Source organism: Sphingomonas sp. SORGH_AS_0950 (genome assembly GCF_030818415.1).
Classification (GTDB): domain Bacteria; phylum Pseudomonadota; class Alphaproteobacteria; order Sphingomonadales; family Sphingomonadaceae; genus Sphingomonas.
Genome location: NZ_JAUTAE010000001.1, coordinates 2629427 through 2655125, shown reverse-complemented (window position 1 = coordinate 2655125; position 25699 = coordinate 2629427). Strand labels below are relative to the sequence as shown.

At 64.5% G+C, this 25699-nt stretch carries 21 protein-coding genes, 1 tRNA gene and 1 pseudogene; 3 read left to right on the top strand and 20 right to left on the bottom strand.

From position 1 onward, the window contains the following. Positions 1-11: 11 nt before the first annotated feature. The 4 genes from gltB to QE385_RS11745 all read right to left on the bottom strand — a co-directional run bounded on the left by gltB (position 12) and on the right by QE385_RS11745 (position 8014). On the bottom strand, positions 12-4526 hold the full coding sequence (gltB, locus tag QE385_RS11760; RefSeq protein ID WP_373424722.1) for a glutamate synthase large subunit: 4515 nt from the start codon (positions 4524-4526) through the stop codon (positions 12-14). Between the two features lie 47 nt (positions 4527-4573). Further along, complete coding sequence (locus QE385_RS11755; protein ID WP_307102023.1) at positions 4574-6025, bottom strand: NAD(P)-dependent oxidoreductase; 1452 nt, start codon at positions 6023-6025, stop codon at positions 4574-4576. Positions 6026-6178: 153 nt separating this feature from the next. Further along, positions 6179-6988, bottom strand: coding sequence for an undecaprenyl-diphosphate phosphatase (locus QE385_RS11750; RefSeq protein ID WP_307102021.1), 810 nt, complete (start codon positions 6986-6988; stop codon positions 6179-6181). A 93-nt stretch (positions 6989-7081) separates the two neighbouring features. Further along, positions 7082-8014 carry a complex I NDUFA9 subunit family protein gene (locus tag QE385_RS11745; protein ID WP_307102020.1) on the bottom strand — a complete coding sequence of 311 codons (933 nt, stop codon included), beginning with the start codon at positions 8012-8014 and terminating at the stop codon, positions 7082-7084. Between the two features lie 106 nt (positions 8015-8120). Between QE385_RS11745 and QE385_RS11740 the strand changes: the two genes are divergently transcribed. Continuing rightward, positions 8121-8207: transfer RNA gene (locus tag QE385_RS11740), tRNA-Leu, on the top strand. 519 nt (positions 8208-8726) lie between these two features. On the opposite strand, the pseudogene QE385_RS19865 reads toward QE385_RS11740, so the two are convergent. From QE385_RS19865 to QE385_RS11725, 3 genes and pseudogenes are all read right to left on the bottom strand, one after another. After that, a pseudogene (locus QE385_RS19865) lies at positions 8727-9752 on the bottom strand (recombinase family protein); the annotation flags it as partial. 435 nt (positions 9753-10187) lie between these two features. Continuing rightward, positions 10188-10718 (bottom strand): hypothetical protein, encoded by a 531-nt coding sequence (locus QE385_RS11730; RefSeq protein WP_307102015.1) that lies wholly within the window; start codon positions 10716-10718, stop codon positions 10188-10190. Positions 10719-11445: 727 nt separating this feature from the next. Continuing rightward, positions 11446-12090 (bottom strand): hypothetical protein, encoded by a 645-nt coding sequence (locus QE385_RS11725; RefSeq protein ID WP_307102013.1) that lies wholly within the window; start codon positions 12088-12090, stop codon positions 11446-11448. A gap of 236 nt (positions 12091-12326) precedes the next feature. On the opposite strand from QE385_RS11725, the gene QE385_RS11720 reads away from it, so the two are divergent. Next, positions 12327-13004, top strand: a complete 678-nt coding sequence (locus QE385_RS11720) for an ion channel (protein ID WP_307102011.1) — start codon at positions 12327-12329, stop codon at positions 13002-13004. 109 nt (positions 13005-13113) lie between these two features. Here QE385_RS11720 and QE385_RS11715 read toward each other — a convergent pair whose 3' ends face one another. Both QE385_RS11715 and QE385_RS11710 read right to left on the bottom strand, forming a co-directional pair. Next, positions 13114-14031: a hypothetical protein gene (locus QE385_RS11715; RefSeq protein WP_307102010.1), complete on the bottom strand. Its 918-nt coding sequence runs from the start codon at positions 14029-14031 to the stop codon at positions 13114-13116. A gap of 67 nt (positions 14032-14098) precedes the next feature. Further along, positions 14099-14821 (bottom strand): hypothetical protein, encoded by a 723-nt coding sequence (locus tag QE385_RS11710; RefSeq protein WP_307102009.1) that lies wholly within the window; start codon positions 14819-14821, stop codon positions 14099-14101. A 328-nt stretch (positions 14822-15149) separates the two neighbouring features. Here QE385_RS11710 and QE385_RS11705 point away from each other — a divergent pair, with 328 nt between their 5' ends. After that, positions 15150-17246 (top strand): hypothetical protein, encoded by a 2097-nt coding sequence (locus QE385_RS11705; protein ID WP_307102007.1) that lies wholly within the window; start codon positions 15150-15152, stop codon positions 17244-17246. Positions 17247-17634: 388 nt separating this feature from the next. Here the strand turns inward: QE385_RS11705 and QE385_RS11700 are convergent, their stop codons facing one another. The 11 genes from QE385_RS11700 to QE385_RS11650 all read right to left on the bottom strand — a co-directional run bounded on the left by QE385_RS11700 (position 17635) and on the right by QE385_RS11650 (position 25395). Beyond that, entirely contained in the window at positions 17635-18375 is a 741-nt protein-coding gene (locus QE385_RS11700; protein ID WP_307102005.1) for an ImmA/IrrE family metallo-endopeptidase, read from the bottom strand. Continuing rightward, positions 18372-18722 (bottom strand): hypothetical protein, encoded by a 351-nt coding sequence (locus QE385_RS11695; protein WP_307102002.1) that lies wholly within the window; start codon positions 18720-18722, stop codon positions 18372-18374. The genes QE385_RS11700 and QE385_RS11695 overlap by 4 nt, the downstream gene beginning before the upstream one ends. Then, positions 18719-19348, bottom strand: a complete 630-nt coding sequence (locus QE385_RS11690; RefSeq protein ID WP_307102000.1) for a hypothetical protein — start codon at positions 19346-19348, stop codon at positions 18719-18721. Before QE385_RS11690 ends, QE385_RS11695 begins: the two co-directional genes overlap by 4 nt. Positions 19349-19496: 148 nt before the next feature. Continuing rightward, a complete protein-coding gene (locus QE385_RS11685; RefSeq protein ID WP_307101998.1) occupies positions 19497-19991 on the bottom strand; it encodes a hypothetical protein in 495 nt (164 codons plus the stop codon). Between the two features lie 118 nt (positions 19992-20109). Next, positions 20110-20733 carry a hypothetical protein gene (locus tag QE385_RS11680; RefSeq protein ID WP_307101996.1) on the bottom strand — a complete coding sequence of 208 codons (624 nt, stop codon included), beginning with the start codon at positions 20731-20733 and terminating at the stop codon, positions 20110-20112. Next, the gene (locus tag QE385_RS11675; protein ID WP_307101995.1) at positions 20733-21269 is read right to left on the bottom strand and encodes a hypothetical protein; all 537 of its coding nucleotides are present in this window, start codon (positions 21267-21269) and stop codon (positions 20733-20735) included. Before QE385_RS11675 ends, QE385_RS11680 begins: the two co-directional genes overlap by 1 nt. A 202-nt stretch (positions 21270-21471) precedes the next feature. Beyond that, entirely contained in the window at positions 21472-21897 is a 426-nt protein-coding gene (locus QE385_RS11670) for a hypothetical protein (RefSeq protein WP_307101993.1), read from the bottom strand. Beyond that, complete coding sequence (locus tag QE385_RS11665; RefSeq protein ID WP_307101991.1) at positions 21894-22349, bottom strand: hypothetical protein; 456 nt, start codon at positions 22347-22349, stop codon at positions 21894-21896. The genes QE385_RS11670 and QE385_RS11665 overlap by 4 nt, the downstream gene beginning before the upstream one ends. Before the next feature lie 12 nt (positions 22350-22361). Then, complete coding sequence (locus tag QE385_RS11660; RefSeq protein WP_307101989.1) at positions 22362-23000, bottom strand: hypothetical protein; 639 nt, start codon at positions 22998-23000, stop codon at positions 22362-22364. 140 nt (positions 23001-23140) lie between these two features. Further along, complete coding sequence (locus QE385_RS11655; protein ID WP_307101988.1) at positions 23141-24985, bottom strand: S8 family serine peptidase; 1845 nt, start codon at positions 24983-24985, stop codon at positions 23141-23143. Then, positions 24982-25395 (bottom strand): hypothetical protein, encoded by a 414-nt coding sequence (locus QE385_RS11650; protein ID WP_307101986.1) that lies wholly within the window; start codon positions 25393-25395, stop codon positions 24982-24984. The genes QE385_RS11655 and QE385_RS11650 overlap by 4 nt, the downstream gene beginning before the upstream one ends. Between the last annotated feature and the right edge of the window lie 304 nt (positions 25396-25699).

Below are 25699 nucleotides of genomic sequence, written 5' to 3'. Positions count from 1 at the left end.
AATATGGTCCGTTACTCCGCCGCGACCGCCTCGACGCTGTCATCGAGCGGGTGCGCCAGGCGGGTCAGCATTTCCTTCGGGCAGACCTGCCAGAAATGCCCGGCGACCCGGTCCCAGTCCTCCAGCAGACCCTTGGACCATTTGCTGTCGGTCGCGGCGGCATGCTGTTCGACCAGGTCGCGCAGCACGCCTTCCCAATGCGCCGACGCCAGGCGCTGCCACACGATATTCTCGGGGTTGGCGCGGCGGGCGAAGCGATCCTCTTCGTCATAGATGAACGCCATGCCGCCGGTCATGCCCGCGCCGAAATTCGCGCCGACCTGACCCAGCACCACCGCGACGCCGCCGGTCATATATTCGCAGCCATTCGCGCCGCAGCCCTCGACCACCACGGTCGCACCCGAGTTGCGGACCGCGAAACGCTCGCCCGCCTGGCCCGCTGCGAACAGCTTGCCCGAGGTCGCGCCGTACAGGACGGTGTTGCCGATGATCGTGTTCTTCTGGCTGGCCAGCGGCGAGCTGACCGCCGGGCGCACGATGATGGTGCCGCCCGACAGGCCCTTGCCGACATAGTCATTGGCATCGCCGAACACTTCCAGCGTCACGCCCTTGCACAGGAACGCGCCCAGCGACTGGCCCGCGCTCCCACGCAGCCGCACGGTGACGTGGCCGTCGGCCAGCTTGCTCATGCCGAACTTGCGGGTGATCTCCGACGACAGGCGGGTGCCGACCGCGCGGTGCGTGTTGCGCACCGAATAGGTCAGCTGCATCTTCTCGCCGCGCGAGAAGACGGCGCTCGCGTCCTTGATGATCTGCGCATCCAGGCTGTCGGGCACTTCGTTGCGGAAGGTCGACAGGCTGAACCGCCGCTCGGCATCGGTCGCATCGACCTTCGCCAGCACCGGGTTGAGGTCGAGATCGTCGAGATGCTCGGCACCGCGGCTGACCTGGCGCAGCAGCTCGGTGCGCCCGATCACCTCGTCCAGCGAGCGCACGCCGAGGCGCGCCAGGATGTCGCGGACTTCCTCGGCGATGAAGGTCATCAGGTTGATGACCTTTTCGGGCGTGCCGGTGAACTTGGCGCGAAGCCGCTCGTCCTGCACGCAGACGCCGACCGGGCAGGTGTTGCTATGGCACTGACGCACCATGATGCAGCCCATCGCGACGAGGCTCAGCGTGCCGATGCCGAACTCTTCCGCACCCAGGATCGCCGCGATCACGATGTCGCGCCCGGTCTTGAGGCCGCCGTCCGCCCGCAGGCGGATACGCCCGCGCAGACCGTTCAGGGTCAGCGTCTGGTTGACCTCCGACAGACCCATTTCCCAGGGCGTACCGGCATATTTGATCGAGGTCTGGGGCGAGGCGCCCGTGCCGCCGACATGGCCCGACACCAGGATGACGTCGGCATGCGCCTTGGCCACGCCCGCCGCGACCGTACCGATGCCCGCCGAGCTCACCAGCTTCACGCAGACGCGCGCACGCGGGTTGATCTGCTTGCAGTCATAGATGAGCTGCGCGAGATCCTCGATCGAATAGATGTCGTGGTGCGGCGGCGGCGAGATCAATGTCACGCCCGGCGTCGCATGGCGCAGCTTGGCGATGAACTCGGTCACCTTGAAGCCGGGCAGCTGCCCGCCCTCGCCGGGCTTGGCACCCTGCGCGACCTTGATCTCGATCTCGTCACAGGCGTTCAGATATTCCGCCGTGACGCCGAAGCGACCGCTCGCGATCTGCTTGATCGTCGAGTTGGCGTTGTCGCCATTATCGTATGGCTGATAGCGCAGCTTGTCCTCGCCGCCCTCACCCGACACCGCCTTCGCGCCGATCCGGTTCATCGCGATCGCCAGCGTTTCGTGCGCTTCCGGCGACAGCGCGCCCAGCGACATGCCCGGCGTCACGAAGCGCTTGCGGATTTCGGTGATCGCCTCGACCTGGTCGACCGGCACGCCCTCGTTCGGGAAGTTGAACTGGAGCAGGTCGCGCAAATAGACCGGCGGCAGGTCGCCGACGCCGCGTGCGAATTGCAGGTACGTCGAATAGCTGTCGGTCGCGACCGCCGTCTGCAACAGGTGCATCAGCTGCGCCGAATAGGCGTGCGTCTCGCCGCCATCGCGCTGGCGATAGAAGCCGCCGATCGGCAGCGTCGCGACATGCTGGTCCCAGGCCGCTTCGTGACGGACCATCGCCGAGTAATGGAGCGAGTTATAGCCCTCGCCCGAGATCTTGGCAGGCATACCGGGGAACAGGTCGTTGACCAGCGCACGCGACAGGCCGACCGCCTCGAAGTTGTAGCCGCCGCGATAGCTGGAGATCACCGCGATCCCCATCTTGGCCATAATCTTGAGGAGGCCATCCTCGATCGCGGTGCGATGGTTGGCCAGGCACTGGTCGATGGTCAGGTCGCCGAACAGCCCGCGGCCATGCCGGTCGACGATCGCGGCTTCGGCCAGATAGGCGTTCACCGTGGTCGCGCCGACGCCGATCAGCACCGCGTAATAATGGGTGTCGAGGCATTCGGCCGACCGGACGTTGATCGAGGCGTAAGAGCGCAGGCCCCGGCGGACGAGATGCGTGTGCACCGCCGCCGCCGCCAGCACGCCCGCGATCGCGACGCGGTCTTCGGAGACATGCTCGTCGGTCAGGAACAGCTCGGAGCGCCCTTCGCGCACCGCCTGTTCGGCCTGGTTGCGGATTCGCTGGATCGCGGCGCGCAGCCGGTCGGGACCGCCATCGGCCTCGAAGGTGCAGTCGATTTCCGCCGCCGAGCGGCCGAAATGCGTCTTCAGCCTATGCCAGTCGGCGCCGGTCAGGACCGGGGACGGCAGCACCAGCACCCGCTCGCGCCGATCCTCGGTGTCGAGGATGTTGGCGAGATTGCCGAACCGGGTCTTGAGCGACATCACATAGCGTTCGCGAAGCGAGTCGATCGGCGGGTTCGTCACCTGGCTGAAGTTCTGGCGGAAGAACTGGCTGATCAGGCGCGGCTTGTCGGAGATGACGGCGAGCGGCGTGTCGTCGCCCATCGAGCCGATCGCCTCCTTGCCGCCCTCGGCCATGGGCGACAGGATCAGTTCCATATCCTCCATGGTCTGACCGGCGGCGACCTGACGGCGCAGCATTTCGGCACGCGGCATGCGCACCAGTGCTTCTTCTTCCGAAGGAGCGGGCAGCTGGTCCATGGTCAGGAACTCGCCGATCATCGCGGCATAGTCCTGTTCGCCCGCGATCTGGTCCTTGATCGCGCGGTCGTCGTACAGCTTGCCCTCGGCCAGATCGACCGCGATCATCTGCCCCGGCCCCAACCGGCCCTTGGCGGTGACGGTCGCCTCGGGCACCACCACCATGCCGCTTTCCGACCCGACGATCAGCAGCCCGTCGGCGGTCAGCGTGTAGCGAAGCGGGCGCAGCGCGTTGCGGTCCATGCCCGCCACCGCCCAGCGGCCATCGGTCATCGCCAGCGCGGCGGGGCCGTCCCACGGCTCCATCACCGAGGCGAGATACTGGTACATCTCGGCATGCGCCTTGGGCGTGTCGAGGTCCTTCTGCCACGCCTCGGGCACCAGCATCAGCTTGGCGGTCGGCGCGTCGCGGCCCGACCGGCAGATCGCCTCGAACACGGCATCCAGCGCGGCCGTGTCGGACGCGCCCGCCGGGATCACCGGCTTGATGTCCTCCGAATTGTCGCCGAACGCGATCGAGGCCATCCGGATCTCGTGGCTGAGCATCCAGTTCTTGTTGCCGCGGATCGTGTTGATCTCACCGTTATGCGCCAGGCAGCGGAAGGGCTGCGCCAGCCACCATTGCGGGAAGGTGTTGGTCGAATAACGCTGGTGGAAGATCGCCACCCGGCTCTCGAACCGGTGGTCCTGCAGGTCGGGATAGAAGACCGACAGGCTCTCGGCGAGGAACAGCCCCTTGTAGATGATCGAGCGGCAGGACAGCGAACAGATATAGAAGCCGCTGATCTGCGCCGCGATCACCCGCTTTTCGATGCGGCGGCGGACCAGGTACAGGTTCTTCTCGAACTCGGCGGCATCAACCTCGTCGGGCATCGGCCCGGCGATCATGATCTGCTCGATCTCCGGCCGGGTCGCCTGCGCCTTCAGCCCGATGACCGAGACGTCGACCGGCACCTGGCGCCAGCCATAGATGGTATAGCCCGCCTCGATGATGACGCTCTCGACGATGGTGCGGCAGGTCTCCTGCGCGCCCAGATCGGTGCGCGGCATGAAGATCATGCCGACCGCCAGCCGGTTGGGCAGCACCTTGTGCCCCGACGCGGCGATCGCATCGTCGAAGAAGCGGTGCGGCAGGTCGACATGCAGGCCCGCCCCGTCGCCGGTCTTGCCGTCCGCATCCACCGCGCCGCGATGCCACACGGCCTTCAGCGCGTCGATCGCCGACTGGACGACCCGGCGCGAGGGCTGGCCGTCAGTGGCCGCGACCATGCCGACGCCGCACGCATCGCCCTCGAATTCGGGGCGGTACATGCCATGCTCGGCGAGATATTGGCGCTGGTCGGTCATCATGTCTTGTCCTGCTGGAACGTCCTGCATCGGGGTGGCGTCGCGCATCATGCCGCCACCTTCTCGCGCGTCGCGGTCTTCGCCCGCGCCTTCAGCCACTTGTGCATCGCCTTGGCCACGTCGCGGCCGTCGCGGATCGCCCAGACCACCAACGAGGCGCCGCGCACGATGTCGCCCGCCGCGAACACGCCGTCCAGGCTGGTCATCAGCGTGCGGCCGTCGACCAGCACCGTGCCCCAGCGGCTGACGCCCAGTTCGGCGGTGCCGAACAGGCTCGGCAGGTCCTCGGCATCGAAGCCCAGCGCCTTGATGACCATGTCGGCCTCGAGCAGATGGTCGGCACCCGGCTCGGCCTCCGGCGCGCGGCGGCCGCTGGCGTCGGGCGCACCCAGCCGCATCTTGGCGGCGCGCACGCCCGTCACCGTCTCGCCGCCCTCGAAACCGAGCGGCGCGGAGAGCCAGACGAACTCGGCGCCTTCCTCCTCGGCGTTCGCCACTTCGCGCTGCGAGCCGGGCATGTTGGCCCGGTCGCGGCGATAGAGGCACTTCACCGACTTGGCGCCCTGGCGGATCGCGGTGCGGACGCAGTCCATCGCGGTGTCGCCGCCGCCGATCACGACGACATTCTTGCCCTCGGCATTGAGCGAGCCATTCTCGAACGCCTCGACCGTATCGCCAAAGCTCTTGCGGTTCGACGCGGTCAGATAGTCGAGCGCGGCGATCACGCCATTCGCGCCTGCGCCATCCACATCGACATTGCGCGCCTTATAGACGCCGGTCGCGATCAGCACCGCGTCATGGCGGCGGCGCAGATCCTCCAGCGTGGCATCCTCGCCGACTGCAAAGCCTTCGTGGAAGACGATGCCGCCCGCCTTCAGCCGCTCGACCCGGCGCATGACGACGGGCTTCTCCAGCTTGAAGCCGGGGATGCCATAGGTCAACAGCCCGCCCGCCCGGTCGTGCCGGTCATAGACATGCACCTCGTATCCCGAGACGCGCAGATATTCCGCCGCCGTCAGGCCCGCAGGCCCCGCGCCGATCACCGCGACCGACTGGCCGCGCGCGGGTCCGGGGACCAGCGGCTCGACCCAGCCTTCTTCCCAGGCGGTGTCGGTGATGAACTTCTCGACCGATCCGATCGTGACCGCGCCGTGGCCCGAAAACTCGATGACGCAATTGCCCTCGCATAGCCGGTCCTGCGGGCAGATGCGGCCGCAGATCTCGGGCATGGTCGAGGTGGCGTTGGACAGCTCATAGGCCTCGCGCAGACGCCCTTCGGCGGTCAGGCGCAGCCAGTCGGGGATATGATTGTGCAGAGGGCAATGGACCGAGCAATAGGGCACGCCGCATTGCGAGCAGCGCCCGGCCTGATCCTCCGCCGCCGGGGGCGCATAACGCTCGGCGATCTCGCGGAAATCCTCCGCGCGCGCCTCAGCCGCCCGCTTGGCCGGATAAGCCTGCTCGCGGCCTACAAACTTCAGCATAGAATCGTTCGCCATATGCGCCTCCGAAGATGCGGATATTGCGCGAACGACCCCATGTCACGGGCAAATCGACACATAGGACAGTAACTGCGCCCTATTTAACCCCTTAATTACGGCTGGCACGCCCTTATTGCGAGCGACCCGCAAGTAAATGGGTCCGATCCGGCATCAATGCAGCGTCAACAGCGCCAGCGCGATGCTGCCCGCGACGATTCGATACCAGGCAAAGGGGCCGAAGCCGTGCTTGCCGACGATGCCGACGAACCAGCGGACGACCAGCAAGGCGACCACGAACGACACGACGAAGCCGACACCGATCTCGATCGGCCCGACGCTGCTTCCGCTACGCATCGCATCCATATGCCCCGCCGTCTCGACCACGCTGGCGCCCAGCATGGTGGGGATGGCGAGGAAGAAGCTGAACTCGGCCGCCGTGCGCCGCTCGACACCCAGGGTCAGCGCGCCCAGGATCGTCGCGCCCGAGCGGCTGACGCCCGGAATCATCGCCAGACACTGGAGGAAGCCGACGCCCAGCGCCGTCCTGGCCGGGACGGCCGCGATGCCGCGCGTCGTGCCGGGCTTCACCAGCCGCTCGATCACCAGGATCGCGATGCCGCCGACGATAAGCGCGATGGCGACGACCTTGGGCTGGAGCAACAGCGCCTCGATATGCTTTTTCGCCAGCACGCCGATGACGGCGGCGGGGATGAAGGCGATCAGCAGGTTGCGCACGAAGCGGATCGAGCCCGGATCGCGCTTGAACAGCCCCTCCAGCACGGTCCAGAAGGTCCGCCAGTAGAGGACGACGACCGCCAGGATCGCGCCCAGCTGGATGACGATGTTGAACATCTGCCACCGCGCATCGTCATAGCCGAGCAGCGCGCCCGCCAGGATCAGGTGTCCGGTCGAGGACACCGGCAGGAATTCGGTGACCCCCTCGACGATACCGAGGATGATGGCGGCTAGCAGATCGTTCACGAGCGTCCCCAAAAAATTGGCCCCGCCGCCATAGGACGACGGGGCCGACAGGGAAACGCCTAAGCGGCGACCCGTGGGGCGTTATGGGACGGCTCAGGCCGCCAGCGTCTGCGCCCGCCGCCCGAACCGGCCCGCCTTGCGGAAACGGATCAGATATTCGGGCGCGACGGTCGCCAGCGGCGCCGGGGTGACGCCCAGCGCGGCGAGACCCGGCGCACCGGCGGCGGCGACATTGTCCTGCTGAAGCATCAGCCACTGGTCCCAGCTGATCGGCGATCCCGGCAGCCGGGCGAGCAGCGCGCCCGCAAAGTCGGGCAGTTCGACGAAGTTCGGCTTGCGGCCCAGCGTCGCGGCGATCCAGCGGACCAGCTCGCCCATCGACAGCACGTCCGGCCCGCCGAGCTCATAGGTGCGGCCGCCATGCGTCTCGCCGTCCAGGATCGCCGCGACGATCGCCTGGCCGACATCGCCCGCGAACACCGGCTGGAACTTCACGCCCGCGCGCAGGATCGGCACGATCGGCGCCGACACCATGCCCGCAAAGCGGTTCACGAACTGGTCCTCGCGCCCGAACACGATCGAGGGGCGCAGGATCGTGGCGTTCGGGAAAGCCTGGCGCACCGCATCCTCGCCCTGCCCCTTCGACCGGGCATAGGCCGCCGCGCCGTTCGAATCGGCGCCGATGGCCGAGACATGGGCCAGCGCCTCGACCCCCGCCGCGCGCGCGGCCTCGGCGACGGTGCGCGCGCCGTCGACATGGATGCGCTGCATATTGCCGCCCATCACGCCGACCAGATTGACGACGGCATCCGCGCCCTCGACCGCCCGCGCAACCGTGTCGGGCCGCGCGATATCGGCCGCGACGAACTGCGTCTGGCCCAGCCCGCCCTGCGTGCGCAGGAAATAGGCCTGACGCGGATCGCGCTGCGCGACCCGCACCCGCGCGCCCGTGCGCATCAACTCGCGTGCGACATAGCGGCCCAGAAAGCCCCCGCCGCCAATCAGCGTCACCAGCTTGTTCGTCATGACCGTCCCTATTTTTTCGAGAAAAATCGTCTTTCGCCCCTTTGCCTCGCAAAAAAGCCGTTGACAAGGATTCGAACCCTACCCTAAAGGCGCGGGCCTACCCCGTGCCCAGATGGCGGAATTGGTAGACGCACCAGCTTCAGGTGCTGGCGATCGCAAGGTCGTGGAGGTTCGAGTCCTCTTCTGGGCACCACTCCCGGTCAAAGATGGGCACTGCGCCCTCTTTGACGGGAAGTCCGACAGAGACGCCATTTTCCAGGCTCGACATAGGGCCCAAGATGACGACCTCGTGATCCGACACGCTGACGTTCGAGACGAACATCCTAAGGTAAGACGAACGGAGCGAACTGTCGTCGCCTCGCATTTTGTCACGCAGCATGTCGCCGAAACGATCGATCGTTTGCTCGTCGATCCTGCGCTTGCCCTTCGCCAGTTGCGCTTCAAGCACATCGATCCGGCTTGATACCGCCGCCAGTGCCGCTCGGTTGGCCGCCATGCGCTCGACAAACGCGGGATCTCGCGCGCTCATCGTCCCTTCTTCGATCAGGATAAGCAGATTGCTGATCGCGGTGTTCAACCGCGTCCGCTCAGAGCGGCTTCGGGTAAGCTCCGCCTCACGTTCCGCCTGCCGGCTTTGGGAGACATCGAGAACGCCCGCGAGCAATGTGCGCAGCCGATCTCGCGCCAGCAACCTCGCCTCGATCGCATCCAGAACCATGCCATCGAGCTTTTCGCGCCGGATGCTCGGACAGGCGCAGGTGCCGCCACGGTTCACCCGGTCGTTGCAGACGTAGTAGGTATAGCGGCCACCTTTTCCGGTGCGGATCGTCATACCGCTTGAACAGCCGGGCATACCGCAGCGGGCGACGCCGGTGAGTAGCGTGGTGCCGGCGGCGACATGCGGCGCCATTCGCCTGGGATTGCGTGTTGCCCGCATAGCGGCCACGCGATCGAACTGATCCCGGGCAATGATCGGGGGACAGGTGACCGCGATAGCATCTTCCACGTCCGGGGTGATCCCATCGTCGTCGGCAGTACGATCGTGATAGACGCCGGTATAGACCTCGCGAGCCAGAATGCCGGCAACATTGCTGTTGGCGAACCTCGCACCTCGGAGGGTCCGCCCCGCTTCGTTCAACTGCTTTACGATCCAGCGCCCGCCACGCCCGACATCGGCCCAATCGAAGATCTGGCGTACGATCGCCGCTTCGGCTTCGACGATCGCCAGCTTTCGCCGTTCCTTCTCGCCGTCCTGCCGGGCGACATAGGTTTGGTAGCCAAACGGCACCGGACCGCCATTGTAAAAGCCTTGCCGCGCATTCTCTCTGCGGCTCTTCCGGGTGAGGATTGCCGCGTCGCGCGCCTGCTCCTCGTTCATCATCGCCGTGATCGTCCGGCCGATCCGCTGGCCACGGCCTTGGCCGAAATCCTCGGTGATCGACCGGACCTCGACGCCTGCGTCGTCCAGCTTGCCCACTACGTCGAAGAACAGACGCATGTTTCTGGCCATACGGCTGAACATGAACATCAGTACCAGATCAACCGGATGATCGGGCGCGGTAGCCTTTTGCACCAGCCGCTGAAATTCGGGGCGCTTGTCGGTCTGGCCGCTGAAGCCAGCGTCGGCAAACTCCTCAACGATCATAATGTCATGCTTGGCCGCGTAGGCGAGAATGGCACTGCGCTGGGCATCGATACTCTGAGGTGCACCGCCCTCCTTGTCGACCGACAACCGCATATACGCGAAAGCCCTGGTCCGGCTGCGGGTGGCTTTTGCCAATTTTCCTGTCCCTATCTGTGTTCGAACAGTGAATCGAATTCACCGGCGAGCGCGTCGAGCACGAGCATGCATTCCCGCCGGGTGACGGCGGGTTGCCCAGACGAAGGCGGCATGTCGAGGCAGCATCGAAGCAGCGCTTCGACGTTCGCTACCTCTCGTTGTTCGTGATCGCTTTCGCCTGCCATCCGCTAGCGATGGCGGATCGCAGGATTCCAAGCGTCAACTTAGCCAGACTAAAAAACTGCTTCCGCTCGCGCCGTGTACAACGTCTCGACCGTACGACTTTATCGGAGTGAAAAAGACCCAGTTTTGGACATTCACCAGTCATTGGGGCTCGCTCAAATCTGGACGCTCGTTCAGCCGGTCGGAGCAGGCTCGCCTGCTCACTGCGACCTACCGCATCGCGCCTTCGCTGGTCAGCTGGTGCTCCCAGAAGATGATCGCATCCATTAGAACGCCACCCATCTTACGGGTTTCGTTGCCTGACACGACAACCGCATCGGCGACGAGCTGATTACCCTTGGGTCGTTCGGAGACATCCGGCGCGATCATCTCGGCGGTGACCGAGCGATCGGATATGACGTGCTTGGTGCCGTTGCAGATCGACTGGCAGACCGCGAGCGACGAGCATTCCCGGAGCGCCCACTTGACCACATCGTCTTTCTCCATGGGACGGCCGCTGACGCCGAGGATAGCCGCAACGGCCATCGAATGCCTGTCGTGCGCCGCGATGCCGGCCCAAACCCACTCGCTCATGTGCCACAGCGTGATGGCGCAGTTCAGCGCTGCGTCGATGCGGTCGCCGGTCGTCCTAGCGGCCTTGAACCGTTCATAGTCCCGCCACGCCTTGTGAGCCATAGCGGCGGCCGTGTTCAGGCCGAACGTCGAGGTCGCACTCCATAGCGTCGTGTGCATGACCGTCATTCGTTTCTCCCGCTGCTACCGCCGCGCCGTCGCAAGACCCGAGCCACCTCAAGCAGTAGACGGTCGTCATCAATCGCGTCGCCGCTAGGGCGACCCGGGCGGCGTGGGTTTTCGGTCATTGGCAACATCCTCAGTTCTCAACTGCCCTTAGTTCCGACATCCAGTGGCCGTTGCGCAATGCACTGAAGTTGGAAGAAAAGCTGTCGCGAGGTCGGTTGCCCAGAGGCCCGGTCGCTTCCGCGAGGAACTCGCGGAGAACCGGCTGCGACTTCTTCGACGCTTCGCCGGCGCGCAATGTGCGCCGCGCTCGAACTGGTGACGTACCCCTCTCGGCTGCCCGATCAATTGTTCGGCCGATACCAAGCCCCATAACCGGCCTTTCAGGTTGCACTTGTGGTTTGCCTAAAGCAGACGCCGGTTCAGGTGGATTTCCCCGCTTGCCAATAACAATCTCTAGGCTAGGCAAATTTCTCAAAATGATTGAGTACTATGGAATATTTAGGTATAATATAAAACGGCTCAAACTAGGGGTTTATGCGCTTGCAATCCCTGAACACGGTAGTGAGAATCTGGCCGCAACTGTTTTCTAGTAAGTCGAAAAAAGTGAATATTGCACGACGTCTCTAGGCGGCAGGCGGAAAGATCGGATCGGCTTGGGCACTTTATGAAAGCGTGCGTTTGCAATTACCATGTGCCGCTAGTGCAAAACGATGCACCAGGTAGCTCGTCAGAGTAGGTCCGCGTTCAATCGAACTTTCAGTCCGTCTGGACCGCCCGGTTCGGAAGCGACCCTTCCACCGCCTCCCCTATTCATCAGCCTCAGTCCGCTCGCCCGATCATATAGGGTCTCCTCCTCAACCTCGCGCAGCCATTGCAGCATGCGGGGGAAGTGCCGGTTGGCACCGACGTTCAAACGCCGCCGCCAACCCAAGCCGTCCATGGTCCGCGCGACGACGTTCCGAAGGAAGACGGTCAGGTCCATGTCGACAAACGCATCCTTTCGCGCTCGGTCGGCGGCTTCGGCGTAGATCGCGTCCTTGAAGACGTTCGGAGGGACGTCGTCGATGTCGTGCAGATCCTCGCCCTTCGTGACGGCGGCGCTGTCCGAGAGGAGGTCAGCCAGTGCGGGATCCGCGGCCGCCGCGGACTTAAGGTCTCCCTGTATGGTTCGACCGGCCTTGCCGCGTATCAGGTTTCCATACAGGCTGACCGCGTCTTGGTAACGCTGCTTTGGCGGACCCGACAAGGTGGGCATCTCCTGACCACCTTCCTTGAGATAGAGTTCTCCAATGAACCTCGTGGCCGCCCCGTAGGTGCGCACACACCCGTCGACGAAGTCGAGGCGACCACCTTGCTCATTGTTTGCCATCATCCGTCGATCCTGATCGTCATCGCCAATCCACTCCCGTCATCGTATGACCCTTATCTATGCTTGATCGGAGTATCTTGGGAAGTGCGCCGGAGGACACATCAGCGGCGAATTGCAGGTCGGACGCTCTATGCTGAAGTCGAACGAGACATGGCGGAAGGCGCTCGGCAGCGTCGTCGAGCGGCACGGTTGCGTGTATGGACCATGGATGCAGTTCGACGTGGAGACGATGCTTGGCAATGACTGACGAACCTGCCGAAGATCAAGACGGGCGGCCGCTACTAGCGTGGCTGGTCATCTTCATTTCCTGGACCTTTGCGCTCGCCGAGTTCCGGAAGGCGGGCCGCAAGGGTCCAGACCGGACGGCCGTAATCGTGCAGATGAACAGGATCTACTTCGTCGCCTCGGCGGCGTTGGTTGCGGCGATCATCGTCGCGTCGGGTAACACTATCGCGTGCCTGCAGTGGAACCCGTCGAACGACGGCACGATTTTCCGGAGCGCGACCTTCCTGCTCGCTACCTATTGCCTGTCGCGCTGCATCGAGGTCTTCTACGCCTTCTTCCGCGACGCCTTCGACCGGCTCGCGGACAGGGAGCCGGGCAGCGATCTCCAAGGCAGGCGACGCATTGGCCTCGCGCTCACGAGTTACGCCGAGATGATCCTGAATTTCGGCATGCTGCTGTCACTTGTGACGGCCGAGGCGTGGCAGACCACGAACGCCAATCCGCCCAAGCATATCACCGACGTGCTGTTCTACAGCGCCTCGACTATCACGACCAGCGGCGGTGGCGGGTTCGTGCCTAAGGGCGCGATCGTCCAGGCGCTAACCGTCTTCGAGATCGCGTGCGGCCTAATCCTGCTGGTCGTCTGCTTCGCCATCTATGCTGGCGGTCGGATGCAACGGCCGGAAGCCTGAAGCGGTGGCCAAACACCTTGCGCTCATTTCCAAAACGGGGACGACCTTTAGCTGCTCCGGCCGATCCGATCGGGCAACCTCGCCGCTAACCTCTCCGCGACATCATATCCTAGAGAAAGTCTAAGGAGGTATCGCGATTGGGAACCCCGGGCATGTCGTGGACGATCTCCTCGACGATGTTGCGCGAGGACGAGAACCTCAAGTGCTTCTCCCGCTGGAACTCCTCGATGAGCTTAGGCCGATCAGCGCGATAGAACAACGCTTCGCGCGCATAGATCTGAACGACCTTGTTCAGCGCCTCGGCCTCGTCGGCACCGATGACAAGCGTCGAGAGGCGCGGTTCGACGGTGTAGCTCCGCGGAATGGCATAGAGCACCGCTAGGCGCGGCGTGAGCGGCGCCAAGATCCGTGGCGATGACGGCGCCATGCCGCCCGACGTCATGTTGTGGTAGAAGCCGTCGCCAAAAACAAACTCCCGATCCGGTGAGAGAATCGCGGTCGCCTTGCCTCGCTCGCTCACCGCCTGCTTGGCTCGGCGATGCATGTCCCGCAGGTTGGCCGTAATGAGCGTGTTGCGCTCTCGCTCGGGCAGTGGTCCCCGTAGCCGCTCGGCGATCGACACGGCGGCCTCGCGTGTCATCGGGCTCCGGATCGCGAGCGACGTCAGCGACTCCACCATCCGGCGGAACTGCTCGTCGGTCGCCGGCTGCGGTACGAAGCGGTCGCGGCGGACTCTGTCTGGCCGAGCCTTGAAGTCGAGCCCCTCCAGCCAAGAGATGACCGCAGGGAACTGCCCATCGGCGTCTTGGAACTCGTCCTCGAAGTTCTGGTCCCACACCGTCGTCTCGCCCGCAGTGCGCGACAGCTTGATGTAATGGCCGTTGCCAATCACGCCGAAAGCGTCCGGTCGCGCGCGGCGCTCACTTCCGTCCGGCAGCAGCCACGTCACGCCGCCTGCACCGTCAGCCCAGCGCACCGATACGCATTCCGGCCACCAGTGGTGGCGCTCCGACTTGGTCTTTCCCATGCGGGACAGATAGGATTAGCACGCCCGATAGCCAACGCGTCGACGGTCGGAGTCGCATCGCGAGATGCTAATCTTTGGATGGTGGCCGACGCGGAAGACCCTTCGCCGCGCGATCCTCCTCCATCGATAGCTCATAGCTTGCCCGATCGAGTCCCTCGGAGGCCATCCTGCGGATTGGCAGGTTCAAGATATTAAGCGCCGAGGCTGCGCGCAGCAACACCACCTCGGGCGGGGCAAAGGCTGGTCGCCGTTTCCGCTTCACGATCTCCCACTGCGACCGCGTGATGGTGAACGCGGCGAAGTCCGCAAGTTGCAGGCCCGCGAGATCCGAGGATCGACGGAAGCAGGCCCTCGGCCCCGCGATCGCGGATTCCCAATTTGGCAACGGTCGGTCCCGCCCAGCGGGAAGCAAGCCTTCGTCCACAAAGAGCGGCAGGGGCAGGTCGAAGTCCGTCGGTCCCTTTGCCTTCAATTCGATCAAGTGCCTCGATACCATCGAACACAATGTGAGCAGACCAAAGTGGTCGATTCGGTCCAGTTTCCACTCCCCTGCGCGCGCACCGACGAGCGAACGTCTGAAGGCCGGATGGTCTTCCAGCGTATCATCGCTGATGGTCTGGTGGACGACAGGGAACGAAAATGCCTCCATGAGGTCCGCCATGATCCCGATCACCTTGGCGCGGTCGCCGGGATCGACTCCGTCCCACGGCCCGACTCCGCTCCATATCTCGGTAAAGTGCAGCTCGTCGGCACCGTAATCCCGGAGCACTCCGGCGAGGAAGATGCCCATCCTATCCTCGACCTGAGCGGCGACAGACGACGGCACGATCACGGCCGTCCACGACTTGCGCGTCGAAGGCAGGAAGTCCGACCCCGATTTGACGCCGGGGTTGCCGGAATCATCAACGTAGATCGCACCGTGCCCGCTAGGGTGAGGCGTGGCGCTGGCAGTTCTACTATTCATACCGCCATTTTCGCACACACTGATCAAGTTACCAACGATCAGGCTCGACTGCGGGTAGCCCTGCGATGAGTGAAGCCGAACCAATGATCAGCGGCCTTGGCCAGCACCAACCCCACAGCTAAAACAGCGCGGGCACATTGCTTTGGAGACGGAATTGCCGGCACTCACCCCAAATATCGAGAACCGCGTCCGGAAACTCCCAAAGCCGTCGAATGCGACGCAGAGCCTGCAGCCGCTGTTCGAAGCGGTTAGCAACGCGATGTTCGGGATCGAGGATCGCTACGGAGACGACGTCGGCAAGGGCCGGATCGACATCACAGTCTCGGAGCTGTCGAATCCCAGTGCGATCTCAATCGTCGTCGCGGATGACGGCATCGGCCTCGACGCCGACCGTTACGCGGCCTTCTGCGAGATCGACACCGACTTCAAGAAGAGCAAGGGCGGCAAGGGGGTTGGAAGGCTGTTCTGGCTCGATGCGTTTGACCAGATAGAGGTGGACAGCACCTACGGCCTCGCCGGCGCGACGGCCAAGCGGGCATTCTCTTTCGCTCTCAATAACACCGAGCAAGTCGTTCCGACCATCCAAGATCAGGTCGTTTTGCCTGAGGAGAACCGCGGCACGCGTGTGCACTTCCGGGGCATCCGGACGAAGGAATACGCGGACCCGTTCCCAAAGCGCGCCGACACGTTCTTGCGTTACTTCAGCGCGCACTTTATCGCCGACTTTCTGATGGGTAGCGGCCCGACGATACTGCTCGACGTCGATGGCGATGCCGCCGAATACCCCAAGGCGGTCTCCGATCTGGTGGTCGGCACGAAGATGGAGACCACGGCGGTAAGCGAGGAGTTCGGCGAACTACGCATCGTCGGATTCATCTGCCGCCCCGAAGCCAGCACCGGCTTGGAAGGGCTGCATCAGCTTCATCTGCTGGCGAACGGCCGGACGGTCGAGACTCGCAAGGTCGACAACCTGCTGGGCGTCGAGTCCCTAGAGCGCGACGGGGAGACGGACCTAGCCTTTCATGGGTGCGTCTCGGGCGACTACCTCGACCTGCGGGTCAACGAGGGGCGCACCGCGTTCAACCTGACCGAGCGCACACTCAAGCAGATCAGCCGACTTTGCATGGACGCAATCCGGGAGCGGATGCTTCCCGACCAAGTCCGCAAGTTCGTAGAAAAACGGCGCAAACGGTACGAGTCATTCGTCGAGCGCTACCCTACTTACGGCTTCGACGACGACGACACTCAACTCGGACGCGTCCCGCTCCATGCAACGACGCCGGAGGAATTCGCGTCCTATCTAGTCAAATTTCAGATACGGCGCGACGAGGAGCGGCAGGACACGCTGCAGCGGCTCATCGACGCTCTCGACAGCGACGGGCGCTTCAGCTTCCAAGACTCGATCGTTGAGGCGGCTCGCGGGATCCAAGCGTCAGAGCAGCTCGCCCTCGCCCAGCACGTGGTTCGCCGCAAGCTCGCGCTGGAGCTGCTGGAGAAGCTAATAGCCCGGATCCGCGTCCGAGAGGGAACTTCGGACGACTTCCATCTCGAGCGCACGCTCCACTCTTTCATCTGCCCAATGAATGTTCGCGGTGACGACCCCACCCGGCTCGAGGGCCGCGCCCACGAACTCTGGATCGTCGACGAGCGACTGGCGTTCACGCGTGCATTCTCGTCCGACAAGCGGCTCGACGACATCTTGGTAAGTGCGGGATCGGCGGACCGACCGGACCTCTTCCTGTGGGACCTCGCGCACGGACTAGGTTCAACAGACCCCGACCAGTCGGACGCCGTCGACCTATCGGAGCCCCTAAGCAGCGTGATGGTGGTTGAGTTCAAGAAGCCCGGCCGCCGGACCTACAGCGGCGCCAAGGACCAGATCGAGCAGCAGATCACACGCTACCTTGCCCAGCTTCAGGGCGGCGAGATCGAGTCGTTTGGCCGGACGCGCGTCAGGATAGCGAGGGACTGCGTGTTCCACTGCTACGTCGTCGCCGACATCGTCGGCGACCTCGTCCTCCAACTCTCGGGGTGGGACACGACCTCCAACGGTCAAGGACGCATCCGCCAACTGAAGGGTGACTACCGTGGTCAGATCGAGGTCGTACAATGGCAGGATCTCGTCAACGATGCCTGGATGCGCAACCGCGCCACGCTGCATGCCGCTGGGCTGAGCCGGAAGCGCCTGACGCCGCTCCAAACCCAGCCTAGCCATTCCGAGGCGATCGAAGACGGCGAGCCGGTCGATTGACGCTGGGATGATTGGCCTGCGTGATCCGGTCTGCGGCACGTGCCCTTGGGTTGCCAATGGCTCGCTGCTTGATCAGTCCCTCATCGCAGATGACGCTAAACATCGCGAGCGTCCCCCTTCGATCTCTATCGGTTGGTCTTCCCGAATCCCCCCATCGCGTGGCTGTCTTCGCGGATCAGCACGTCGCCGCAGCTCTCCCGCGCCCTGACGGCCTCGAATATTGCGCCGCCAGTCAGGCGTCGCCGACGCACGCACCCCTCAGGCTCGTCGACCAGAGTAAGGACAAAGGCGATCGACACACTCGGAACGAGCGTCCGCTAATGCGATCTGAATGCCGAAGCGGACTGGTAGCGTCCCACCAAGGTATCTTCTGTAGCTCACTCTCGGACTATATCACCAAAATAAGATGGATTGCCTGACCGCATGCCATCCGGTCGATGGCGTAGAGCGCTTGCGCGTCTTTAACGCCATGACCCAGGAACCATTGCTGCGCCCGTACGGCGAACGGGAAATTCGGAAGAGGCAATCCACGGTGATCGGCCGTCATGCTCATGTCTGAAACTGTCGACCGGACGAACCAACGATGATTCAGGGCGGCTGACCGTCTGAACCATCGGCGCCCGCCCACTTCTTCGACGACGAGGGCGAATGCCGCAGGATGAACTTCAGCAAGCCGCAAGGCAGCAGCCATCGTGCTGACGCCGAACATGGCGACAACTTGATAGACGAGATCGAATGACATCGGGATGTCAGCGACCAATGGTTCCAGCATAAAGCGAGGCATGAGCAGGCCGGCAGCATACCCGTCCGCCTCGCGCTCGCAGCCCGCCGCTCCGTCCTGTTGTTCGGCGGCGCCATGACAGATCAGCCGTTGGCCGCGATGATGGTGCCAATGACCGAGTTCATGCGCGACGGAGAAACGCTGCCGGACGCGGCTGGCCCGGTCGTCGACCGTGATGATCGCTCGGTCGCCCAGACCGACGATCCGCGCATCGCCAACGCCAAGACGACGATAGCGCACCGCCGCGCCCACGGCATGGGCGATGACCTCGACATCGATCTCGCCCGGTTCAGTGATGCCGAGGTCATGCAGCAGACGTTCGGCAGGCGGATCAACCGCGTCCGTCACGCAGGGCGGTCGCCTGCTTCGTGGTCGAGTTCGGCGAGATCATCGATCAGGTCGTCGATATCATGGTCATCGTTGCCACGGGCGGCGAGCGTCATGCGCAGGTCGGCATCGCCCGACATGGCTTGCTGCAGTTGTGCCCGGAGACGCGCCCGATCGATCGGGACGACCCGGGCGTCGGTGCCGGCATCGAGTTTGGCGCGGATCGCGCGCAGGTTCGCCTTCTTCACTGCCAGCTGTGCCTGGGCGATCTCGGCCTGCAGGTCGGCCAGTTCAGGTTCGACATCCTCACCGTCGAGGAAGTCGTCCAACAGGCGCAGCTGCATCAGTTCGTCCACATCGGTGGTCATGGTATGCTCCTGTCCTTGGCGGCGGCCGCCAGCTTGCGCTGCAATTGCTTGCGCAACGATGCGAGGCCCTTCGCGTCGAGCCCCAGCCGGTTCTGCAAGGCGATGCCCTTCTCGCCATCGAGCACCGCATCCAGTAAGGTGACCAGTTGCGGGTCGTTCCCGATCGACTGCTGGATCGCGGCCAGGGTCCGCCGGTAATGCAGCGCATCATGCCCGACCTGCTCCGGGCTGGGCGCCAATGAGGCCATCGCCAGCGTATCGTCGTCGAGGTCGAGCGGGACCGGGTGCAGGCCGTCGCGTTCGGCTTCGCGTTCCTGCGAGGTCAGGCTGCGCATGATCCCGATCAGGAAGTGGACGATTTGATAGCCTCGCCGACATTGGCGACGACCATCAAGCGCCCGGACGAACGCCTCCTGCCGCAGGTCACTGGCAAGCATGTAATGCCCCTGCGCCAGATAGAGAGACCGCCGCCGCAGGTAGCTGTGGTCGGTTGTCGTCATTGCCTCCAGCATCGCATTAACCTCGGCAGTCGAATAGACATCGGCGGGCGGCTGAACCGGTGTTGCTGTCGGTGTGACGGCTGAGATGACGGCCTCCCCTACTCTATAAAGCGGACGGCTCGGCATTCTCGGACAGAAGCATGAAATATTTATTGGCCGCTGTCCGAATTTGTGAGGTCGTCCGCTTTATAGGTAGAGAGGTTCTGTCACCGGGGTGTTGAGCCGTAAGGATCGGCCGACGCGATGATCGGCCGACAGTGTCAGTCAGTTTGGATCAGGCCGCCAGCGGTCGGGTCCGGACGGCAGCACGATCGGTGAAGATTGCGTCGCGAGCGACCAGCTTGGCGAGCCGCGCCTCGGCGCGGGCGATGCCCTCATCACGGTCAGCCGGCTGGTGGGCCAGTTGGATCAGTTCGCCCGGCGCCAGTCGGTACGCCTTGCGGATGCCGGGCTGCGGCAGAATGATCGCACGCGATCCATTGCGGCTCAGATACAGGCGGCAGTCGGTCTGCAGGTGGCAAATGCCGTCGCGAACGGCGCACAGCGTGATGCTGGACAGGTGATAGCCGTCTTTGCCATCGGCAAAATCCAGATACACCAGATCGTTGCCGCTGCTGTGCGCGATGGCGCCCATCCGCAGCCGCCCTTCGGCTCCGCCCATTTCGCCGGCGAGGATCGCCGCGCCGGGCTTCATCGTGCGGCTGCCGACCAGCATCTGAGCGACAGCTTCGGTGTAGCGGCGGATGATCGCGGTCTTGTCGGTCGTCATTATCGTCTTCTCCATTTTCATCCCCGGATCGGGGACCGTCCTCCTTCCTTCGTCTCTTGCCCCCGGCAGGCGGGCGGGACCGCTGCGGATCCCGCCCTCAAGGGGTCAGCCATCGCGGCTAGCGTGGCACCCAGATGTCGTAAAAAGCTTCCCATTCTTGCTGGAAGTCCAACTGCGCGTTATTGGCGGTGAGGTCCGGATGCACCTCGCCCCAGCCCGACGAGCGATGAACGCGCGACAGGCACACGACATGAGCGTGGGGCCGGCGGGCGGACAGTTCGTCGCCCGGCATATGGACGACCGTCAAGCTGGTCAGCCGCCGCTGCAGCGCCAGTTTTTCTAGCGCGTACGTGCCGACCAGCGACAGGATGTCGGCGGGTTGCCAGCTATGCGGGAAACGGTACGTCAGCACGACCGCCAGCAATTTCTGATGCGCTTTCGCTTTGGCGTCGTAGTCGTGGAAGATGCCCTCCAACACGCCGGGTTCGACCGCGACACCGGGCGCCGTGAAGATGCGGTGTGATGCGCAGGTGATCGGCCATAGGCCATCCGCTAGCCAGTCGTGGTCGTTCGGTTTGCTGGGTTGGAGTTTTGCGCGGGCCAGATCAGCGACTAAATTGGTCTTTCCCTTTGCCGTTTTGCGCAGCAAGGCGTAGCCAAAATCCGGCATCGACCCCATTGGATCATCGTAGAGCATGTCGTCGGCGTCCGACGGGCTGATCCAGGGCAGCGGCTTGCTCATCAGCAATCCCCCCATACGGCAGCGAGGAAAGCGTCGGCCCTCGCCAGTCCCGGCGCGAGATCGCAGACGCCATCGGCGGCGGACAGCCGGGCCGGCATCATCGGGCGAAGACGTCCGGGGGAAAGGCGGAAAACCGCGCCGCTCTCGTCCGGCTCCGCCGGGTCAGGCACCAGCCAACCGTCGTTGCTGCGTGACAGCCACAACCTACGCGCGTGGTGCCAGACGGTGCCGTGGCGCTGCCATTCGCCGACGGCACAGTAGATGGTCCGATGGCCGATACTCGACGCTTTCACCACCAGTGCGTCGCACCTGGCGACGCGGGTTCCTCGCTCGACGGTGTCGAGATCCCCGCGTGACGGCTCGATCGACGGCACCAGCAGCAATTCGGCGGCGGTGAAGTGAAGGAAATTTCGGAAAGGGATGGGCAGGATCGGCACCGAACGGTCGATCCGCCAACTGGCGCGCTCGGCGATGGCGAGCGCGGCGGATAGCGCGCGCGCCTTTGCGAGCTCGCGCTCTCGATTTACGATGTACATGGAAGTCCTTGATATTGTGCGGGAGCGGCGGGCTGCTCGCCGGCCCCGCACCATCATTTCGCCTCTACGGCACAGCCGCAGGCACCTTCCAAACCATCATCCCGGCCGGGCCGGCCGGTCTACCTTCGCCTTCGCGATGAAGGCGCATCGTCATTCGACCGAATGCAGGAAAAGGTTGGTCAAACCTTCGTGATCATCAGGATTACGAGCCGCAGATCATCGATCCGCGCAGCCGGATCGTCACGTTGCGATGGGTGACGATCAGTACCGCGTCGGTAGTGACCGTTTCGTAACCCATCGCCCGAATCCGGGCGGTATCCACGACTCGCATGGTCAGGTCATCGGCCCGCCAAGCGTCATGGGTGAACGGGAAAAGGGGCTTTGCATCGCGTCGTGGTTTCAGGATGACGATGCGACCGCCGACTTTGGTCATCGCCGTGTTACCGGCAGCGACGAAGTGGATCGGTCCGCCCCGACGCGGCGACCAGTAGCAACCGGTCCCGTCGAGTTTGGCCGACCGCCAGTCGGCCATCGTCGTTGCCTCCAGCACGACCGGTCGAGGTGCGGCAGCCACTGTGACGGTGGGTATCAATACCGCGACTATGCGCAGCGTCAGCTGATACCTCATGCGTCCACCTCAATGATGCTGCGCTCGCCCATGATCCGGTGCGAGCGGGCGACCTGCGCGCCGAGTGCCCGCTGCACCAGCCAGAAAAAGGCGGCAGTCGCCGCCTGCGGCCACTCGGCAGTCAGCCAGCGGTCGATACGGAACCCAGCCGCAACCAGACCCAGGACGAAAGCGATGCCGGCCCACCACATTGCCAGCCTGGCGGCGAGATAGACGCCGTCGACGATCCACAGCCGGAAGCGCGACGCCGCCGGATGCCAGATCGCCCAGCCGAACAACGCCAGAGGCGCAGCCGCCGCAGCGCCATGGGCCATCGTAGGGTCCAGGTTCGCCGCCACCAGACGATAGGCGAGGAACGCGACCCCGCCCAGCAGCAGCGCTGCGCCCGCCGCGCGGAAGAACCCGATCCGCCCGAGCACATCGCCGAGGATCATGCCGATGAGGTAGGGCATGTGCCGCTCCGCTTAAAAAGAGGTGCCGACCGCGCCGAGCCGGGCCGTCACCGCCCGGTCGACCAGCGCGCGGGCTTCACGGTCCGCCGCGCTGCTTGGCGACAGCGTCAGGCGCATGCCGGTCGAGTCCACCTCGAGCGACATCGTCTCGCCGAGCTTGCCCTGCGGTGCGATCAGTACCCGTTGGCGCGGGCCATAGATCGACGGTCCGTAGCGCGCGATCACCCCGGCGCGGATCTGCTCGTGACTGCGGCCAGCTTGCGGCGCCCGATATTGGACCAGGCCGACCCGGCCACCGTCCGGCGTCGGGGTGACATTGAGCGAGACGCTCTCTTCGCCCTTGCCGGCGCTATAGCTATACACGCCGGATCTTGCGGAGTTCGGCGGCATCTGATCGCGCCGTCGGGCAACCGCGTCCGCTACGACCTCTGCCCAGCTGTCGCCAGGATTGGCACGCACTGTCCACCCCGTCCGCTGCAGCAGCGCCACTGCGTCGGCCGTCTTCATGCCGGGGCGGATGCCGGCAATGTCGAGCGTCTTGGCCGGCTTGGGTGCCATCTTCACCGGCTGTGCTGCGCTCGATACGCTGACCGTACCGCCTATCGCCAGCAACATCATGGTCGGGATCGCCATCGTTCTGATCATCGTCATCTTCACTTTCCTCGTTCGTTGGACGCGCGACATCGTTCGCTGGGAAGCCGTGCCGACGTCGCAAGTTTTGGTGGTGTTCGGCTTTGTCGCCGACTGGCGGCGTCAGCCCCCGGGCGGTGCGCGTGCGGCGAGGTGGCAGGTCATCGCAGCACCAGCATCACGTATCCTGCCGTGTCCGTCGCACCTGCGATATGTCCGGCATCGAAAGCGCGGGCGATGCCGAAGCGCAGCGACGACATCGGCGAAAGTGCCGCCGACCAGCCCAGTTCGATGTCGAGTTCACGCGCCGATGGGACCAGATCGACCACCGCCATCCGCGTTGCCAGTGCTCCCGACATCAAGTCGTAGGTCACCGGTACCAGCATAGTGGCCCGCGCGCGTTCAACACGAAGGGGTGAGGACAGACCGAGCGTTGCCATACCACCGAGCAGGCCGCGCGAGCCTTCGAATGCGAAGGCAGTGCTCAACAGTGGCTGGTCAAAGCGCATCATGGACGATCCGCCCGAAACGTGGGTGGTGGCAGCCGTTGACCGCACCGAAAGCGCCACCCCCGCGATGGTATGCCGCATCGTCAGCGTCGCCATCGTCGTCGTGGCACCCTCCAGTCCGAGGTCCAAGCCGCCGCTCATCCCCAGCGCCCGGCCATGCTCGGCAAGGTTGGTCAGCTCCACGCCGATCCCAAGCGGCGTCGTCACTGCGATAGTGCGCTGCCCGGTACGACGATCGCGCGAGATGCCGGAGGCGAACGATGCCGACCAGCCCGAGCCGCTCCAGCTCGACGTCATTCCGACCGGTGTCGCGCCGATCCCGCGCAACGGCGTTCCGGTAAGGCTGGCACCTCCGTCAATCGCGACGTTCGCGCCCAGCGTGACCATCTGCCCCCGTGCCGGAGAAAAGGAGGCAAAAGCCGGGCGGTTGGATCGCGCGCCCTGCCAATAACCCGTGGTCGTCGCCGGCGATACAAAGCCGAACCTTGCATCGGTCGGGTTAGGCGTCAGCCAAGGCGGATCGACCGGCGTCAGCATCGCACCGGCCAAGAGCCCAGAGCTCTGCGCGCGGATGCCGGATGCACCCGTCATGTGGAAGTCCCGGCCATAACGGTCGAGCACTGTCATGCCGGAAACCTTGTCGCCCAACGCCGCCGCACCGGCGCCACCACCGAACGGACCCGAGACGGTAAGCGAGGAGTAGCGGGCCAATACGGTCTGCGCGGCCGCGAAGGCAGCAGCAGGCGCCTGCGCCTGCATCGCTTTTTCGATGTTGAGAATGCCAGCGCCAAAGATCGGATCGACGCCCGGCGCACCGGCGTCGGTGGCGGTGTCGAGCAAGATGCGGCTGATCGCCTTGCCGCCAAGCTGCGGCCAATATTGCTTGAGTAGCGCCGCCGCACCGGCGACTGCGGGAGCAGCGAAGCTGTTGCCGGTCACCGTCACGATCGCGCCGTTTTCATCCATGGTCTGCACGGCGTTACCGCCCGCTGCGATCATGCGATCGGCGAGCGGGCCTGGGTTTCCGTTGGCGCTACGCGGATCGCCGTTGCGGTCGACGCCGATCGCGAACAGGAACCAGTCCTTGTTGGCACGATCAGCGCCAATGAGGTTCTCGGCGAATTGACCGGTGAAGCTGTCTTCGTCGGTGAAATTCGAGATGGACTGCACGAACAGCCGATCGGCCTGTCGCACGGCGTCCATCGCTGCACGCTGGTCGATCGCCTGCTGTCCGGCGACGCTCCCGTTGGCGCTCAGGTTGATGACGAACGCCCCCTTGTCGAGAGCGTAGCGGATGGCGGGCGCAAGCAGCGCGGGGTTCGGCCCACTTCCTTCCGGCACGGCGCCGGATGTGGGCGTCACGTTCGACATGTCCGGCCCGCTGATCTTGAGCGCCAGGATCGTGGCATCAGGCGCCACACCCTGAATCCCATTGCCGTCGCGGGCACCGGCGGCGACGCCGGCAACCCTCGTGCCGTGACCAATCACATCCTTCACTTCGAAGCGGATCGTCTCAGCGGCGCAGGTGCCGCAGCGGGCATCTTCTGGTCGAAGGCCGTACTATCCGCCGAGATGCGGCCGGAGAATTCACGGCCGGAGGTATCGATGCCGGTGTCAAGGATCGCGATCGTCACGCCCTTGCCGGTGATCCCTCGATCATAGGCATAGGCGGCTTTGGCGGACACAACCGAACCCGACGCCTGATATTCTGCGCTGCTGGCGGAGGATGTTGGCGTCGGCGACGGCGTGGGGGTCGGCGATGGCGTCGGACTGGGCGAAGGCACCGTCCCGGACGAATTGATGCCGCCGCCTCCACCGCATGCGGCGAGAAGCACCGCCACGGAAGCGGCCGTCGAATTTTTGATGATGGCAAGCCGCCTATTGCGGCTTTCAATAAGTCCACCCACGCCCGAACCCCCGTCCGCGTGGTACCGATCGGCGTTCCCAGCCGGCGGCACCGCCCTGTAAAAACGAGGCGGTGCCGGCCCGTGAGCCGGAGATTGGAAACCTGCGGAAAGACAGGCGCGAGCGTCTTTAGGCCCCGAAGAGCCTTGGACATACACGCCCGCTCCCCGGCCGAATGAAATTCGGGCCGGGCATACGGCGACTTTCCGACGAGGTTTCCACGCCTCGGTCCGCCTGCTGGCGAACGCTTCGACTCTACCCTGGGCAGGTTAACAATCTCAAGCGACGATCGTACCGCCTCGCTGA